The 15,720-nt window shown below is 50.0% G+C and carries 18 protein-coding genes; 13 read left to right on the top strand and 5 right to left on the bottom strand.

Translation table 11 applies throughout. From position 1 onward, the window contains the following. Positions 1 to 3: 3 nt before the first annotated feature. The 3 genes from mlaD to mlaF are packed head-to-tail and all read right to left on the bottom strand — an operon-like array spanning position 4 to position 2,164. Positions 4 to 483, bottom strand: coding sequence for an outer membrane lipid asymmetry maintenance protein MlaD (mlaD, locus tag AACQ93_RS02115; RefSeq protein ID WP_064601835.1), 480 nt, complete (start codon positions 481 to 483; stop codon positions 4 to 6). Between the two features lie 40 nt (positions 484 to 523). Continuing rightward, positions 524 to 1,306, bottom strand: a complete 783-nt coding sequence (mlaE, locus tag AACQ93_RS02110; RefSeq protein WP_064601833.1) for a lipid asymmetry maintenance ABC transporter permease subunit MlaE — start codon at positions 1,304 to 1,306, stop codon at positions 524 to 526. Positions 1,307 to 1,348: 42 nt separating this feature from the next. Next, positions 1,349 to 2,164, bottom strand: a complete 816-nt coding sequence (gene mlaF, locus AACQ93_RS02105) for a phospholipid ABC transporter ATP-binding protein MlaF (RefSeq protein ID WP_064601832.1) — start codon at positions 2,162 to 2,164, stop codon at positions 1,349 to 1,351. A 363-nt stretch (positions 2,165 to 2,527) separates the two neighbouring features. Between mlaF and AACQ93_RS02100 the strand changes: the two genes are divergently transcribed. The 12 genes from AACQ93_RS02100 to mgtE all read left to right on the top strand — a co-directional run bounded on the left by AACQ93_RS02100 (position 2,528) and on the right by mgtE (position 11,998). After that, positions 2,528 to 3,493, top strand: coding sequence for a calcium/sodium antiporter (locus AACQ93_RS02100; protein ID WP_064601830.1), 966 nt, complete (start codon positions 2,528 to 2,530; stop codon positions 3,491 to 3,493). Between the two features lie 13 nt (positions 3,494 to 3,506). Next, positions 3,507 to 4,478 carry an arabinose-5-phosphate isomerase KdsD gene (gene kdsD, locus AACQ93_RS02095; protein ID WP_064601828.1) on the top strand — a complete coding sequence of 324 codons (972 nt, stop codon included), beginning with the start codon at positions 3,507 to 3,509 and terminating at the stop codon, positions 4,476 to 4,478. Beyond that, positions 4,478 to 5,029: a 3-deoxy-manno-octulosonate-8-phosphatase KdsC gene (gene kdsC, locus AACQ93_RS02090; RefSeq protein WP_064601827.1), complete on the top strand. Its 552-nt coding sequence runs from the start codon at positions 4,478 to 4,480 to the stop codon at positions 5,027 to 5,029. Before kdsD ends, kdsC begins: the two co-directional genes overlap by 1 nt. Then, entirely contained in the window at positions 5,026 to 5,589 is a 564-nt protein-coding gene (gene lptC / locus AACQ93_RS02085) for an LPS export ABC transporter periplasmic protein LptC (protein WP_064601825.1), read from the top strand. The genes kdsC and lptC overlap by 4 nt, the downstream gene beginning before the upstream one ends. Beyond that, positions 5,570 to 6,073 (top strand): lipopolysaccharide transport periplasmic protein LptA, encoded by a 504-nt coding sequence (lptA, locus tag AACQ93_RS02080; RefSeq protein ID WP_064601824.1) that lies wholly within the window; start codon positions 5,570 to 5,572, stop codon positions 6,071 to 6,073. Before lptC ends, lptA begins: the two co-directional genes overlap by 20 nt. A 9-nt stretch (positions 6,074 to 6,082) precedes the next feature. Continuing rightward, complete coding sequence (gene lptB, locus AACQ93_RS02075) at positions 6,083 to 6,808, top strand: LPS export ABC transporter ATP-binding protein (protein ID WP_064601822.1); 726 nt, start codon at positions 6,083 to 6,085, stop codon at positions 6,806 to 6,808. Positions 6,809 to 6,911: 103 nt separating this feature from the next. Beyond that, positions 6,912 to 8,396 carry an RNA polymerase factor sigma-54 gene (locus AACQ93_RS02070; RefSeq protein ID WP_064601820.1) on the top strand — a complete coding sequence of 495 codons (1,485 nt, stop codon included), beginning with the start codon at positions 6,912 to 6,914 and terminating at the stop codon, positions 8,394 to 8,396. 27 nt (positions 8,397 to 8,423) lie between these two features. Beyond that, the gene (hpf, locus tag AACQ93_RS02065) at positions 8,424 to 8,711 is read left to right on the top strand and encodes a ribosome hibernation promoting factor (protein WP_064601809.1); all 288 of its coding nucleotides are present in this window, start codon (positions 8,424 to 8,426) and stop codon (positions 8,709 to 8,711) included. Positions 8,712 to 8,713: 2 nt separating this feature from the next. Continuing rightward, a complete protein-coding gene (ptsN, locus tag AACQ93_RS02060; RefSeq protein ID WP_064601807.1) occupies positions 8,714 to 9,163 on the top strand; it encodes a PTS IIA-like nitrogen regulatory protein PtsN in 450 nt (149 codons plus the stop codon). A 40-nt stretch (positions 9,164 to 9,203) separates the two neighbouring features. Then, positions 9,204 to 10,055 carry an RNase adapter RapZ gene (rapZ, locus tag AACQ93_RS02055; RefSeq protein ID WP_064601804.1) on the top strand — a complete coding sequence of 284 codons (852 nt, stop codon included), beginning with the start codon at positions 9,204 to 9,206 and terminating at the stop codon, positions 10,053 to 10,055. Continuing rightward, entirely contained in the window at positions 10,052 to 10,327 is a 276-nt protein-coding gene (locus AACQ93_RS02050; protein ID WP_064601802.1) for an HPr family phosphocarrier protein, read from the top strand. The genes rapZ and AACQ93_RS02050 overlap by 4 nt, the downstream gene beginning before the upstream one ends. 312 nt (positions 10,328 to 10,639) lie before the next feature. Then, positions 10,640 to 11,998, top strand: a complete 1,359-nt coding sequence (gene mgtE / locus AACQ93_RS02045; protein ID WP_064601800.1) for a magnesium transporter — start codon at positions 10,640 to 10,642, stop codon at positions 11,996 to 11,998. A gap of 76 nt (positions 11,999 to 12,074) precedes the next feature. Here mgtE and pmbA read toward each other — a convergent pair whose 3' ends face one another. Beyond that, complete coding sequence (gene pmbA / locus AACQ93_RS02040) at positions 12,075 to 13,418, bottom strand: metalloprotease PmbA (protein ID WP_064601799.1); 1,344 nt, start codon at positions 13,416 to 13,418, stop codon at positions 12,075 to 12,077. A gap of 234 nt (positions 13,419 to 13,652) precedes the next feature. Here pmbA and yjgA point away from each other — a divergent pair, with 234 nt between their 5' ends. Further along, on the top strand, positions 13,653 to 14,177 hold the full coding sequence (gene yjgA, locus AACQ93_RS02035; protein ID WP_064601797.1) for a ribosome biogenesis factor YjgA: 525 nt from the start codon (positions 13,653 to 13,655) through the stop codon (positions 14,175 to 14,177). Positions 14,178 to 14,265: 88 nt separating this feature from the next. On the opposite strand, the gene tldD is transcribed toward yjgA, so the two are convergent. Continuing rightward, positions 14,266 to 15,711, bottom strand: a complete 1,446-nt coding sequence (tldD, locus tag AACQ93_RS02030; RefSeq protein WP_064601796.1) for a metalloprotease TldD — start codon at positions 15,709 to 15,711, stop codon at positions 14,266 to 14,268. Positions 15,712 to 15,720 lie beyond the last annotated feature (9 nt).

The following is a 15,720-nucleotide window of genomic DNA, read 5'->3' as shown; positions in this document are numbered from 1 at the left end:
CACCTATTTATCACTATCACCGCCAATGCTATAAAGCACTTGGCCAATCATGTCTTCCAGAACCAATGCCGACTTGGTGTCTTCGATAAGATCTCCGTCACCGAGCATTTCAATATCTTCATCTACAAAGCCCGGAGATATACCAAGATATTGTTCCCCCAGCAGACCAGAGGTCAGAATTGACGCTGTACTGGTTTCCGGGAAGTAGCCATACTTTTTCTCAATAGCCAAAGTGACAACCGGAGTATAATTTTCAGTATCCAGGTTAATGGCAGTGATTTTACCCACTGTCACACCGCCAACTTTGATTGGCGAACGCACTTTCAGCCCGCCGATATTATCGAAATGCGCCTTAAGGGTATAAGAGTCATTGCCACCGATACTCTGGACATCCGCGACTTTAAACACCAGCACCAACAGGGCAGCAAAACCGGCCAGAACAAAGCTTCCAACCCACAATTCTAATTTTTTAATCTGTTGCATCCGTAATTTTCCCAACGTTCCGTTCGAGTATTACCGCTCGTTAGTTGCCGAACATCAAAGCTGTCAGCACAAAATCCAATCCCAAAACTGCCAACGACGAATTCACCACTGTATTGGTGGTCGCGCGGCTGATACCTTCAGACGTCGGTACCGCATCATAGCCGTTAAACACAGCGATCCAAGTTACAGTGACCGCAAACACCACAGACTTGATGATACTGTTGATAACGTCATAACCCAGCTCAACCGAAGACTGCATTACCGACCAGAAACTGCCATGATCAATACCTTTCCAGTCAACACCGACCAGCTGGCCGCCCCAGATACCGATAGCGCAAAACAGCAAAGCCAGCAGTGGCATAGAGATCACCCCGGCCCAGAAACGCGGCGCGATAACCCGGCGTAGCGGATCCACTGCCATCATTTCCATACTCGACAACTGTTCAGTCGCCTTCATCAGGCCAATCTCAGCCGTCAGCGCAGAACCGGCTCGACCGGCAAACAGCAAGGCTGTGACTACCGGCCCGAGTTCACGCAACAGTGAAAGTGCCACCATTTGCCCCAAACTGGTTTCTGCGCCGAAATCAATCAGCACAATGTAACCCTGTAGGCTCAGTACCATCCCGATAAACAGCCCTGATACCAGGATAATTGCAATGGACAACACACCAACCGAGTACAGCTGCCGGATCAGCAGCGGAAACATTTTCTTCGGCTGAGGCTTACTTACCAAGGCCCCGTAAAGCAATAAACTTGCACGACCAACGGTCTGGCATTTTTCAATACCCCAGCGTCCCTGCCGCGCAATAAAATCCGCAATCATTATTGTTAATAATCCTATTAATTATTTTATGCCGCCTAGCAACTAAAGCTTCTTAGCAGCACCGAACAAGTCTTCACTGATTTCAGTGGCAGGAAACTTAAACGGCACCGGACCATCAGCCACGCCATCAAGGAACTGGCGAACCTGTGGATCCGGATCAGCCCGAAGTTCATCAGGCGTACCCCGACCAATAATCTTGCCGCCGGAAAGCAAATAAACGTAATCGGCGATACTCATCACCTCTGGCACATCATGCGAAACAATCACAGAGGTGATGCCCAGAGCCTGGTTCAGGCTGCGGATCAACTTCACCAGTACACCCATAGTGATAGGGTCCTGGCCGACAAACGGCTCGTCATACATGATCAAATCAGGATCTAGCGCAATCGCTCGCGCCAGTGCCGCACGACGCGCCATACCACCGGACAGCTCGTTAGGCATCAGTTGTGCCGCACCACGCAACCCAACCGCTTCCAGCTTCAGCAGTACTAATGTACGCAGCAGCTCTTCCGGCAGTTCCGTGTGCTCTCGCAACGGAAAAGCCACGTTGTCAAACACTGTCATGTCAGTAAACAGAGCTCCGGACTGGAACAGCATGCTCATCCTGTTACGAGCTTCGTACAGCTCGCTACGTTTTAATGCCGGAATATTCCAGTGCTCAAACCATACCTCACCACTCTCTGGCTGGATTTGCCCGCCGATCAATCGCAATAAGGTCGTCTTACCGATCCCGGATGGCCCCATAATGGCCGTTACCTTTCCTTTAGGTACATCCAGAGATACATCATCAAAAATCTTGCGGTTACCCCGCGAAAACGTCATGTTCTTAATGGAAACAAGCGCTTCAGTCGGTTCCATAGCCATCCTGTCGGCCGCTCGGCCTTCTGTTATATTCAGTTCTCCGGTCAGGAAGACCGAATGCTAAGATAATTAGTCATTTAACCGTTAGAAAGATCGATCATAAGTACATTACGCAACCAACTCAAGATCAACACTGTAAGAACTCTGTAATTTACAGCCCACCTCTTCCATTAAAAATGCATAAAACGGACAGAATAAACCAAGTTTTATTAAGCTAAACTGACCAGATGACAACTTTTGGTCATAGGAACAGCCACTAAGATGAAATTGTCTCGGCTTTTTCTTTCTTTTTAGTCAATGAACCGTCAAAATTGCCCTCTTATACTTCTTTACTAAAGATTTACGACAAAAGGGATAAGAATGCTCGAAGCCATTGTGTTGCTCTGTATTGGTTTGGCTTTACTGGTATGGAGTGCAGACCGACTAGTTTTCGGCGCGGCCGCGCTGGCAAAAAACCTGGGTGTATCACCACTGGTGATTGGTATGACGATACTGGCTATGGGCTCATCGGCACCGGAAATGATGGTTTCTGCCACAGCAGCCCTGAGTGGTAAAACCGATACCGCGGTAGGTAATGTACTGGGTTCTAACATTGCCAACATTGCTCTTATCCTTGGTCTGACTGCCATTCTCAAGCCACTGGCTATCAGCTCAGCAATTATTCGCCGCGAGCTTCCGATTATGCTGGCCGTCACCATGGTTGCCGGCTTCCTGCTTTGGGATGATTACCTAGGCTTCATGGAAGGCATCCTGCTTGTCATTCTTTTTGTCATCTTCCTGCTGGCTATGCTCAAAATCAGCCGCCAGGAAAAAGCCTCCGGTGACATTCTGGCCGAAGAACAAGAATCTGAAATCCCTGACGGTGTCAGCAATGGTGCCGCTATGGTATGGGTCGTGATCGGTCTGGTTCTGTTACCTTATGCCGCCAACATGCTGGTTGACTCAGCGGTGACCATTGCCAAGTACTTCGGCATGAGTGATCTGGTGATTGGCCTGACTATCATAGCTATCGGTACCAGCCTGCCTGAACTGGCCGCTTCCATTGCCAGTATCTACAAGAATGAAGATGATATGGCCGTCGGCAATATCATTGGCTCTAACGTATTCAATATCCTTGCAGTCATGGGGATCCCTGGTCTGCTAAACCCATCGGTGCTGAGCCCGCTGGCTATGGGACGTGATTTTTACGTTATGCTGGCACTTTCCATCGGCCTGCTACTTATGGCTCTTGGAAAGCGTCGCAGAATCAACCGTGTGGAAGGTGCAGTTCTAGTGTGCTGCTTTGTCGCCTATCAAGGTTATCTGTTTTATAATCTAGCGGCTTAACGGAGGCCCACACATGTCTGATACGTTTGATTACTGCGATTACGGTCGCAAAGTTATTGAAATTGAAACAGAAGCTCTACAGAAACTGACCAAGTACATTAACGGCAGTTTCAGCGAAGCCTGTCACCTGATCGCCAACTGCACTGGCAAAGTAATCGTGATGGGAATGGGAAAATCAGGCCATATTGGTAACAAAATTGCTGCAACCCTGGCCAGTACCGGTACCCCGTCTTTCTTTGTTCACCCAGGAGAAGCCAGCCATGGTGATCTGGGGATGATCAAAAAAGGCGATGTGGTTCTTGCAATTTCTAACTCCGGAGAAGCATCAGAAATCCTGACTCTGCTTCCGGTAATCAAACGTCTTGGTATTCCGCTGATCAGCATGACCGGCAAGCCGGAATCCAGCATGGCCAAGCTGGCACAAATCCACCTGCAAATCACAGTTGACCAGGAAGCCTGCCCGCTGAATTTAGCACCGACTTCCAGCACCACTGCAACCCTGGCAATGGGCGACGCTCTGGCCATTGCTCTGATGCAAGCTCGCGGCTTTACCGCAGATGATTTTGCCCTGTCGCATCCCGGCGGAGCACTGGGTCGCAAACTGCTGCTGCGTATTTCAGATGTAATGCACACTGGCAATGCCCTACCAATGGTTGCTGAAGATGCCACTATCAAAGATGCTCTGCTGGAAGTCTCCCGCAAGGGGCTTGGCATGACAGCAATTATTGACTCAGAGCAGAAACTGACCGGTATTTTCACTGACGGTGACCTGCGCCGCCTGCTGGACAAACGCACAGACATCCACAGCACAACTATTGGTGCTGTAATGACCCGTAACCCGGCAACCATTACACCAAACCTGCTGGCAGCAGAAGGTTTGAAACTGATGGAAGATCGCAAGATCAATGGCCTGCTGGTGACTGAAAATCAGCGTCTGGTTGGAGCCCTGAACATGCATGATCTTCTGAAAGCCGGAGTAATGTAATGCAACTCGAAACTATTTACGGGCCGGTATGTCAAACCGTATATAACCGTGCAAAAGACATCCAACTACTGATTTGTGACGTTGATGGCGTGTTCTCAGATGGCCGCATCTACATGGGTAACGACGGCGAAGAACTGAAAACCTTCCACACTCGAGATGGCTATGGAATAAAAAGCCTGATGTCTGCCGGTGTCGAAATCGCCATCATTACCGGACGCAAATCCACCATAGTCGAAAACCGAATGTCAGCCCTGGGAATCAAACATGTCTACCAGGGTCAGGACAACAAACTGGCCGCCTACGCCGACATAGCCAAAAACCTGGGCATTGCCGCAAAAGCGACCGCTTACATCGGTGATGATTTGATTGACTGGCCGGTGATGGAAAAAGTCGGCCTGTCTGTTTGTGTGGCTGACGGTCACCCGCTACTGGCTCATCGTGCTGATTTTGTTACCCGTATCCCGGGCGGCCACGGTGCAGTACGGGAAGTGTGCGACCTGATCCTTGAAGCCAAAGGTGAATTAGATAAACATAAGGGCTTAAGTATATGACCTTTAGAAGTCTGATCTATGCCCTGTTAATTTTTATCTGTGCATGGACTGGCTACTACCTGCTGGACAATTACTGGCAGGAAGATATTCAGGTAGAACCGGATGCAGAAAAACCACTGTTTACCGGCAGTGACATTGTAAATACATCGTACAGTGAATCCGGGCTACGCAGCTACCAGATAGACTCGGACTACCTGGAGCACTTCAGTAAAAGTGGTGATACCGACTTTACCAGCCCTGTACTCTGGGTGTACCGCGACGGCTCTGAAACAGAATGGCGAATCAGTTCTAATACTGCTCGCCTGGATAAAGACCAGGTACTACAAATGAACGGTAATGTTCGCATTTACAACCTGTTACCCGAATCCGCGATCAAAGTGATCCAGACCGACAGTCTGCGACTTGATCTTATAAACAAGGATTTTGATACCCCGGATCAGGTACTTATTACCGGCAGCGCCTTCCAGAACGAAGGAACGGGAATGAAAGGAAACATCGACCGCAGCGTGGCGACCTTATTAAAGAATGTAAAAGGTAGATATGAAGCTTTCCAAAATTAGTACCCTGCTCTGCCTTTGTATCAGTGCATCCAGTTGGGCACTAAGTAACGATACAGAGCAGCCAATTTATATCAATTCTGATAACCAGGAACTGGATATTCAGAAGAATGTCGTCACATTTACCGGCAACGTCATACTGCGTCAGGGCAGTATTGATATTCGTGCGGACAAACTGGTCGTTTCCCGCCCGACAGGTGCCGACGGCAAAGAAACCATTGATGCCTATGGCAATCCGGCGACATTCCATCAGGTAATGGACAACGGAAAACCGATCGACGGTGCCGCACGCAGAATGCGTTACGAAACCGCATCTGAATTCCTGAAAATGACGGATGAAGCGATCCTGATCCAGGAAGGGAGTGAAATCCAGGGTAAAGTCATCAGCTACAAGATTGATGAGCAGAAACTGGTCGCGGAAAGTGGTAAGAAGAAGCGCGTCACCACCATCTTGCAACCGAACCAGCTAAACAGTAACCAGCAGTAAGCGACAAGTATGGCAACGTTAAAAGCAGAACATCTGGCAAAAAGCTATAGCGGCCGCAAAGTCGTATCGGACGTGAGCCTGGAAGTAGAATCCGGGAAAATCGTCGGTTTGCTTGGTCCGAACGGTGCAGGTAAGACGACTTCGTTCTACATGATTGTGGGCCTGGTTGCCCGCGATGAAGGCTCCATCACCATCGACGGCACAGACATCAGCCTGCAGCCGATGCATAACCGTGCCCGTATGGGGATCGGCTACCTGCCGCAGGAGGCCTCAATTTTCCGCCGCCTGACAGTATACGATAACCTGATGGCAGTACTGCAGACCCGTAAAGATCTAAACAAAACCGAACGCATGGATAAACTGGAAGAATTATTGGATGAATTCAACATTCAGCACATTCGTAACAGTTTAGGCATGGCATTATCAGGGGGTGAACGCCGCCGGGTAGAAATTGCCCGAGCGCTGGCTGCTAACCCCAAATTTATCCTTCTGGATGAACCATTTGCCGGTGTTGACCCGATTTCGGTTATCGACATCAAAAAAATCATTGAGCATCTGCGTGATCGCGGCCTGGGTGTACTTATCACCGACCACAACGTCCGGGAAACCCTCGATGTCTGTGAACATGCTTACATCGTTAGTCAGGGCCACCTGATCGCCCACGGCACACCGAGCGAAGTTCTCAATGACGAGCATGTAAAACGAGTCTATCTGGGCGACCAGTTCCGTCTATAGTTATAGATAAGGACGTACCAAGAGCAAGCACCGACTCAACAGTGACGTTTATACCGTGCTTGACGATAAACACCAAAGATAACAACAAGGTACATACACATATATGAAAACCTCGCTCCAGCTCAAACTAGGTCAACAACTGGCAATGACGCCGCAGTTGCAGCAAGCCATCCGCCTGTTGCAATTGTCTACCTTGGATCTTCAGCAGGAAATTCAAGAAGCACTGGATGCTAACCCACTGTTAGAGCTGGACGAAAACCTCAACGAAGTTGCCTCTGGTGATGAGGACAAAGCTAACGGTCAGGATACCGCAGAGCTTTCTGCCGCAGAGCCGGACATTGCCAGCGATCCGGAACCGTTTGATACCTCAGATGCCATCGAAAAACGTGAAATGCCGGAAGACCTCCCGGTAGATACCACCTGGGATGACTTCTACAGCGCCGGTACTGGCAGCACCGGTATCGCAATCGATGATGACATGCCTGTTTATCAAGGCGAAACCACCGAAAGCCTGCAAGACTACCTGATGTGGCAGGTCCAACTGACGCCGTTCAGCGAAACCGATCTGACCATTGCTACTGCCATTATTGATGGTATTGACGACAAAGGCTACCTGACCTGCTCAACTGATGAGATTCTAGAAAGCATTGGCAATGACGAAGTGGAACTGGATGAGGTTGAAGCGGTTCTGAAACGCATCCAGCAATTTGACCCGCTGGGTGTTGCCTCCCGTAACCTGCAGGAGTGCCTGTTACTTCAGCTAGCAACCTACCCGGAAGATACCCCTTGGCTTAACGAAGCCAAAACCCTGCTTAATGACTACATCGACCTGTTGGCAAACAGGGATTACCGCCAGCTGATGCGGGAAACTAAGCTGAAAGAGCCTGAACTAAAACAGGTTATGCAGCTGATCCATAACCTGGAGCCTCGCCCGGGCAACCGTGTAGTGGCTTCTGAAACTGAATATGTGATCCCGGATGTTTCTGTATTCAAGGATCACGGCAAATGGGTTGTTACTATTAACCCAGATAGCGTTCCGCGACTGAAAGTAAACCAACAGTATGCGGCGCTGAGCAAAAATACCCGCAACAGTGCTGACAGCCAGTTTATCCGCTCTCATCTTCAGGATGCCAAATGGCTGATTAAAAGTCTGGAAAGCCGCAATGAAACGCTGCTGAAAGTCGCCCGCTGCATCGTTGAGCACCAGCAGGACTTCTTCGAATACGGTGAAGAAGCGATGAAACCAATGGTGCTAAACGATATCGCACTGGCAGTGGACATGCATGAATCAACGATTTCACGTGTAACGACGCAAAAATACATGCACACACCACGTGGTATCTTTGAATTGAAATACTTCTTCTCAAGTCACGTTAGTACGGATAACGGGGGCGAATGCTCGTCAACCGCAATCCGGGCACTAGTGAAGAAACTGGTTGCCGCTGAAAATCAGGCGAAGCCACTAAGTGACAGTAAAATTGCGACATTACTGGCGGAACAAGGGATCATGGTGGCGCGGCGAACCATCGCCAAATACCGTGAATCCTTAGGAATACCGCCTTCTAATCAGCGAAAACGTCTGCTCTAGTCAGACGCCAACAGGAGGAAGATGTCTATGCAAATTAATCTCACAGGGCACCATGTCGAAATTACACCATCCCTACGTGATTACGTAACGACTAAGTTTGATAAGCTGGAACGCTTCTTTGATAAGATTAATAATGTCCATGTGATCCTGAATGTTGAAAAATTGCAGCAGGTTGCGGAAGCCACTCTGCATATTAACGCAGGGGAAATCCACGCTAAGGCGGATTCTGAAAATATGTATGCCGCGATTGACGCATTAACTGATAAACTGGTCCGTCAACTCAACAAACACAAAGACAAGCTCAATAGTCACTAACCATGCAACTGAGTAATGTACTGAGCCTGGACTGCACCAAAAGTGCAGTCCAATGCTCCAGCAAAAAACGCGCCCTTGAAATCATCAGTGAAGTCGCTGCTGAACATCTGGACCAGAACCCCCAACCATTGTTCGAGTGTATGCTCAACCGTGAAAAAATGGGAAGTACTGGTATCGGCAATGGCATCGCAATCCCCCACGGCCGTATTCATAACAGCGACCACGCTATTGCCGTACTGCTCCAATGTCAGGAGCCCATCCAGTTCGATGCTATAGACAACCAGCCTGTCGACCTTTTATTTGCACTGCTTGTTCCCGATGAACAATGTCAGGAACACCTGAAAACTCTCTCCTGTATGGCTGAAAAGCTAAGCAACAAGCAGATCTGCAAGCAGCTCCGCACCGCAAAAAGCGATGAAGAGCTTTATCAAATCCTTACCTGTGATTCATAATGAGCACCTCTGCCACCTCTTTCGTTAAGGTATGCCAACCATGAAGTTAATGGTCGTAAGCGGACGTTCCGGCTCAGGTAAATCCATCGCCCTGCGCGTATTGGAAGATCTGGGCTACTACTGTGTCGATAACCTTCCGGTAAACCTTCTGCCGCAGTTTGTTACCACGGTTGAAGGCAACCAGCAGGATATAGCGGTCAGCATCGATGTCCGCAACATGCCGGACCGACCGGAAGAAATCCGCCAGACACTCAATTCGCTGAGCAAAAAACTGGATATTAACGTCATCTTCCTTGATGCTGATGACAAGGAACTGGTAAAGCGCTACAGCGAAACCCGCCGTCTGCACCCCCTGTCTCGTAACAACATGAGTCTGGAGCAGGCAATCCAGTCCGAAAGCACCAGGCTGGCAGAACTGAAAGAGCATGCCGATCTGGTGATCGATACCACCAACAAATCCATCCACGACCTGAGCGAGACCGTCCGTAGCCGTGTTCTTGGTCGCAGCAGTCGCGAGCTGGTAATGGTATTTGAATCCTTTGGTTTCAAACACGGTTTGCCTACCGATGCCGACTACGTGTTTGATGTCCGCTTCCTGCCTAATCCACACTGGGTACCAGAGCTCAAGCCGCTGACCGGTCTGGATCAGGGAGTGAAAGAGTTCCTGTCTGGCCATACCGAAGTCAACCAGTTGATCTACCAGATCCGCAACTTCATCGAAACCTGGCTGCCAATGCTGGAAAAAAATAACCGTAGCTACGTTACTGTGGCGATCGGCTGTACCGGCGGCCAGCATCGCTCGGTTTATGTCGCCCAGCAACTGGCCGAGCACTTCCGCACGGAAGGTCATCAGATCCAAATCCGCCACCGCACCCTGGAAGCCAGCTCATGAGCAACCTGAGCCGCAAGCTGTTCATAAAAAACCGCCTGGGCCTTCATGCCCGGGCTGCCATCAAACTGGTCGAGCTAGCTCAGAGCTTCGAGGCAACTGTCACTATCTGCAATGATGAAAAAAGTGCGACTGCCGACAGTGTGATGGGGTTATTAATGCTGGAGTCGGCCCAGGGACAACAAGTATGCGTCAGTGCCGAAGGTAGTGACGCCGAAGCCGCCCTGGCTGCGGTTTCCGAGCTCATTGAAGCCGGATTTGATGAAGAAAATTAATTCCAAACCTGTAAACACGAACGTCGCCAATCTGGCGTGCAACAGGAATGATAATGAGCAAATATTCGCAGAAGATCTTCGTTCCCTTCATCAGCTCTCCTTAAACCACCTCTCACTCCGGATGAAATCTTTATTTCCTCTCAGATTTGGATGAGACAACCGCCCAAGTATTGCGTTAAAATTCAATTTATTGCGCCGCCATACCGAACTGGGAAATCCAGTTCAGCAGCCAGCAGAGCTTCATCACTATTCCCTACCTAACTATCATAGGTATCGCGGCCGGCATCAACGCAATTCGGGGTATCACGACCAATGGCGGATATACAAGAACAAGATCAGACGCATCAGACGCTGCAAGAAGTCAACCAAGCGCTTGAAAACGGCATGTTTGTCCATGTCCGCCGAATGCTCCAGGATATGGAGCCGGAAGATATTGCGCACCTGCTGGAAGCCTCTCCTCCAAAAGAACGTCAGGTTTTATGGCAACTGACCGATCCTGAAGAGCAGGGGGAAATCCTTGACGAACTATCGGAAGATGTAAAAGACGGCATCGTCGCCCAAATGGCACCGGACAAACTGGCTGCGGTGACCGAAGGGATGGAAACCGATGACGTCGCATACGTCCTGCGTAGCCTGCCCGATGATAAATACCGGGAAGTACTGTCGCAAATGGACGCTACCGACAGGCACCGGGTCGAAAAAGCCCTAGCCTATCCGGAGGAAACTGCCGGCGGGATGATGAGTACCGACTTCATCACCATCCGCGGCGATGTGACAGCCGATGTGGTATTGCGTTACCTGCGCATGAAAGGCGAATTACCGGAAGCGACCGACGCCCTGTACGTTTTGGATCAGAATGAAAAGCTGATTGGTCACCTGTCTCTGTCGACTCTGATCACCACCCAGCCAGATACCGAAATCCAGGAAGTGATGGATGATGCGGACGAAGCTATCCCGGTCGACATGGATGACAGTGAAGTAGCTAACCTGTTCGAACGTCGTAACTGGCTGTCAGCACCGGTTGTTGATCCCGATAACCACCTGGTTGGCCGTATTACCATTGATGACGTAGTGGATATCATCCGTGAAGACGCTGAACACTCCATGATGAGTATGGCGGGTATGGATGATGACGAAGATACCTTTGCGCCGGTACTGAAATCAGCCCGCCGTCGCAGCATCTGGCTGGGGGTCAATGTCCTGGCCGCCCTAGCTGCAGCCTCGGTATCCAATATGTTTGAAGAGACACTGGATCAGATGGCAGCCATCGCGATCCTAATGACCATTGTACCGTCGATGGGCGGTGTTGCCGGAAACCAGACTGTCGCGCTGGTGATCCGAGGTCTTGCTGTCGGCCATATCGGTGAAACCAACACCCGCTGGCTACTGAGTAAAGAAGCACGAGTCGGCCTGCTCAACGGTGTCCTGTGGGCCACAATCATCGGCACTGTGGTCGTGGTCTGGAAACAGAACCTACTGCTCGGGATCATTATCGCCGGAGCCATGATGACCAACCTGTTTGTTGCCGGCGTGGCCGGGGTTTGTGTCCCTGTACTGCTGAAAAAATTGAATATCGACCCCGCCCTAGCCGGGGGGATGGCTCTGACCACCATCACCGACATTATCGGACTGTCTGTTTTCCTCGGAATGGCAACGATATTCTTGATATAAAAGCGAAAAACGGCGCAAATACAAAAAAGCGAGAGCCAAGTGGCTCTCGCTTTTTTAATGCATTCAGTAATTGCTGTTATTCGCCGGCAATCTTCATCGTATCCAGCAGAACAGAGCCAGTCTGGATCTGGCTACGGGTTTCAGTGTCCGTACCAATCGCCACAATATTCTGCATCATATCTTTCAGGTTACCGGCAATGGTTACCTCACTGACCGGGAACTGGATCTCACCATTTTCTACCCAGAAACCCGCTGCACCACGAGAGTAATCACCGGTAACGATATTCACGCCCTGCCCCATCAGTTCAGTCACCAGCAGGCCACGATCCATTTTCTTCAGCATCTGCTCATAGCTTTCACCTGTCGACTTAACCAACCAGTTATGGATACCACCGGCATGACCGGTAGGCTGGCGACCCAATTTACGCGCCGCATAACTGGTCATCAGGTAAGTTTGCAGCACACCGGACTGGATAATTTCGCGATCGTGAGTTGCCAGACCTTCGCTGTCGAACGGCGTACTCGCCATACCACGCAGAATGTGCGGGCGCTCACTGATATCCAGCCAGTCAGGGAAAATCTGCTCGCCCAGCTTATCAAGCAGGAATGATGATTTACGGTACAGGTTAGAACCACTGATCCCCATGACCAAATGACCGAACAAGCCGGTAGCAATATCAGCCGCGAACATAATCGGCGCTTCACGGGTCGTCAGCTTCTGCGGGTCAATGCGACCAACGGTTCGCTCTGCCGCATGCTGGCCAACCTTCTCCGGTGTCCATAAATCAGTTACCCGACGAGCTGAAGTGTAGCTGTAATCACGCTCCATCTCACCATTTTTACCTTCAGCAATCACGCAACAACTGGTGCTGTGACGACTGGAAGCATAGCTGGCCAGCATACCGTGGCTGTTACCGTAAACCCGGATACCGTAATGGCTGTCATAGCTGGCACCGTCGCTCTGCTTGATGCGAGGATCGGCATCCAGCGCAGCCTGCTCTGCCCGCGCAGCAATCGACGCAGCACGATCAGGCTCAGGCTCATCCGGGTGGAACAGATCCAAATCCGGAATCTCCCTTGCCATCAGCTCAGCCGGGCCTGGACCTGCATAAGGATCCTCTGAGGTGTAACGAGCAATATCCAAAGCAGCAGCAACCGTCTGAGCAATCGCGTTTTCACTCAAATCCGACGTTGAAGCACTACCTTTTCGCTGACCACGGTAGACTGTGATACCAAGCGCACCATCACTATTAAATTCCACATTCTCAACATCACACATACGAGTAGACACGCTGATGCCTGTGGTTTTATTAATAGCAACTTCCGCGGCGTCAGCCTGTTTTCCTGCCAGCTCCAATGCTCTTGCAACTGCAGCTTCAAGCTCAACGCGCTGCTGTGCGACCTGTTCTCTTACGTCCATACCTTCTACTTTCTCAGGGAATATCAATAAACTTTCAATACGTTACCAAATGCTATCTGACAAGTAACTTATTGAGACGGGGGATCTTGAAAATGCCTGGCACCGATTCATCATTCAATGATGGGTGCGCAATTTAGTATTACCTATAGGATAACACCGCCTGACAGGAATTTGCGCCCCAAATCATGATTAAACTGATAAAATAGAGCCATTAACTTCTTTAGTGAGCCCGTTATGAGCCGTAAAAACAAAAAAGCCCCTTGGGAAGAGGAAGAAGAAATCATCTGGGTAAGTAAATCCGAGATGAAGCGTGACATGGAAGAATTGCAGAAAATTGGGGAAGAGCTGGTTGAGCTTAAGCCCAATGCTCTGGCAAAGATCCCACTGGATGAAGATATGCTGGATGCGATCCGCGATGCCCAGCGTTTCAAGACAGAAGCCCGCCGCCGCCAGCTGCAGTATATCGGTAAGCTGATGCGTCAGATTGATGTTGAGCCGATTCAAGCAGCGCTGGATAAGCTTCGCAACAAGCACTCACAGGCAACAGTGCAGTTACACAAGCTAGAGCAAAAACGTGACAAGCTGATCGAAAACGGCGACAGCATGATTAACGCGATCCTGGTTGATCACCCGGATGCTGACCGCCAGCGCCTGCGCCAACTGGTACGCCAAGCTAACAAAGAGAAAGCGCAGAACAAACCGGCTAAAGCCTACCGTGAAATCTTCCAGTACCTGAAAGAACTATACATGGAAGACTGATCGCCACTTTGCGGTTTCTGAATACAAAAATGCCAGCACCTGTGCTGGCATTTTCTTTTTTGATTGTGGTTCTGGCAAAAGAAAAACGTTACTGAGTACCGCCCACGGTCATCGAGTCGATCTTAAGCGTCGGCTGGCCAACACCGACAGGAACACTCTGACCCGCCTTACCGCAAACACCGACACCGCGGTCAATATCCAGGTCATTACCGACCATAGAAACTTTCTGCATCGCTTCGATACCGCTGCCAATCAGGGTCGCGCCCTTGATTGGACGAGTCACTTTACCATTTTCGATCAGATAAGCTTCTGATGCCGAGAAAACAAACTTGCCAGAAGTAATATCAACCTGGCCTCCGCCAAAGTTCGGAGCATAAATACCTTGCTTCACACTACCGATAATTTCTTCCGGTGTATGCTCGCCCGGCAACATATAAGTGTTGGTCATTCGTGGCATCGGTAGATGTGCATAGGATTCGCGACGACCGTTACCAGTCGGAGCCACGCCCATCAGACGGGCATTCAGCTTATCCTGCATATAACCTTTTAGCTTACCGTTCTCAACCAGCACGTTATATTGGCCTGGTGTGCCTTCATCATCAATATTGATCGAGCCTCGGCGATCTGCCAGCGTACCATCATCAACAATAGTACACAGAGATGAAGTCACCTGCTGGCCCATCTGACCGGAAAACATCGACGAACCCTTACGGTTGAAGTCGCCTTCCAGGCCATGGCCAACCGCTTCATGCAGCAGAACCCCCGGCCAGCCAGCACCAAGTACAACCGGCATTGTACCTGCCGGCGCAGCATCAGCATCAATATTCACCAGCGCCTGGCGAATCGCTTCATCAGCATAATTCAATGCGATAGACTTGCCGTTTTCCTCTGTCAGGAAATACTCGTAACCATATCGACCGCCACCACCGGCACTACCGTGTTCACGTTTGTCCCCTTTTTCAATCAAAACACTGATAGAAAGGCGAACAAGCGGGCGAATATCGGCTGCATATGTTCCGTCAAGAGCGGCCACCAGCACCTGCTCATGAACACCATTAATGCTGACAGAAACTTCTTTCACCAATGGTTCTTTGGTGCGGATATAACGGTCAATTTCTTCCAGCAATGCAATTTTCTGGTGTTTATCGAAACTTGCCAGCGGATCAACCGGAGCATAAATACCGGAAGGTGAAACAGGGCTGAACGCCTGCACCTTACCGTGACCACCACTGCGGACAATACCCCGGGCAGCTTTCGCACTCTGAGTCAGTGCCAGCTGATTGATTTGATCGGAATAAGCGAAACCGGTTTTCTCACCGGATACCGCTCGAACACCGACACCACGATCAATGTTGAACGAACCGTCTTTGATAATACTGTCTTCCAGCACCAAGGATTCGTGCCAGCAAGACTGAAAATAAATATCGGCATAGTCCACATCCCGAGCCGCAATCAGCCCCAGAATTTGGCTTAATTCATCACGCCCCAGCCCGGATTGGGCCAACATGGTATTTTCTACAGTTTCCAGAGTCATTTATTTTGC

Origin of the sequence: Photobacterium sp. J15, from assembly GCF_963870815.1 — a bacterium.
In the GTDB taxonomy this organism is placed as follows: domain Bacteria; phylum Pseudomonadota; class Gammaproteobacteria; order Enterobacterales; family Vibrionaceae; genus Photobacterium; species Photobacterium marinum.
Note: the sequence above shows the minus strand (reverse complement) of the source record. Positions and strands in the feature narration are given on the sequence as shown.

Excerpts from the sequence above, each read along its gene's own strand:
- AACQ93_RS02100 (WP_064601830.1), top strand. The coding sequence starts at position 2,528 with ATGCTCGAAGCCATTGTGTTGCTCTGTATTGGTTTGGCTTTACTGGTA.
- pmbA (WP_064601799.1), bottom strand. The coding sequence starts at position 13,418 with ATGGACGTAAGAGAACAGGTCGCACAGCAGCGCGTTGAGCTTGAAGCT.
- lptB (WP_064601822.1), top strand. The coding sequence starts at position 6,083 with ATGGCAACGTTAAAAGCAGAACATCTGGCAAAAAGCTATAGCGGCCGC.
- lptA (WP_064601824.1), top strand. The coding sequence starts at position 5,570 with ATGAAGCTTTCCAAAATTAGTACCCTGCTCTGCCTTTGTATCAGTGCA.
- tldD (WP_064601796.1), bottom strand. The coding sequence starts at position 15,711 with ATGACTCTGGAAACTGTAGAAAATACCATGTTGGCCCAATCCGGGCTG.
- kdsC (WP_064601827.1), top strand. The coding sequence starts at position 4,478 with ATGCAACTCGAAACTATTTACGGGCCGGTATGTCAAACCGTATATAAC.
- rapZ (WP_064601804.1), top strand. The coding sequence starts at position 9,204 with ATGAAGTTAATGGTCGTAAGCGGACGTTCCGGCTCAGGTAAATCCATC.
- mlaE (WP_064601833.1), bottom strand. The coding sequence starts at position 1,306 with ATGATTGCGGATTTTATTGCGCGGCAGGGACGCTGGGGTATTGAAAAA.
- AACQ93_RS02070 (WP_064601820.1), top strand. The coding sequence starts at position 6,912 with ATGAAAACCTCGCTCCAGCTCAAACTAGGTCAACAACTGGCAATGACG.
- hpf (WP_064601809.1), top strand. The coding sequence starts at position 8,424 with ATGCAAATTAATCTCACAGGGCACCATGTCGAAATTACACCATCCCTA.
- mgtE (WP_064601800.1), top strand. The coding sequence starts at position 10,640 with ATGGCGGATATACAAGAACAAGATCAGACGCATCAGACGCTGCAAGAA.
- ptsN (WP_064601807.1), top strand. The coding sequence starts at position 8,714 with ATGCAACTGAGTAATGTACTGAGCCTGGACTGCACCAAAAGTGCAGTC.
- AACQ93_RS02050 (WP_064601802.1), top strand. The coding sequence starts at position 10,052 with ATGAGCAACCTGAGCCGCAAGCTGTTCATAAAAAACCGCCTGGGCCTT.
- mlaD (WP_064601835.1), bottom strand. The coding sequence starts at position 483 with ATGCAACAGATTAAAAAATTAGAATTGTGGGTTGGAAGCTTTGTTCTG.
- kdsD (WP_064601828.1), top strand. The coding sequence starts at position 3,507 with ATGTCTGATACGTTTGATTACTGCGATTACGGTCGCAAAGTTATTGAA.
- lptC (WP_064601825.1), top strand. The coding sequence starts at position 5,026 with ATGACCTTTAGAAGTCTGATCTATGCCCTGTTAATTTTTATCTGTGCA.
- mlaF (WP_064601832.1), bottom strand. The coding sequence starts at position 2,164 with ATGGAACCGACTGAAGCGCTTGTTTCCATTAAGAACATGACGTTTTCG.
- yjgA (WP_064601797.1), top strand. The coding sequence starts at position 13,653 with ATGAGCCGTAAAAACAAAAAAGCCCCTTGGGAAGAGGAAGAAGAAATC.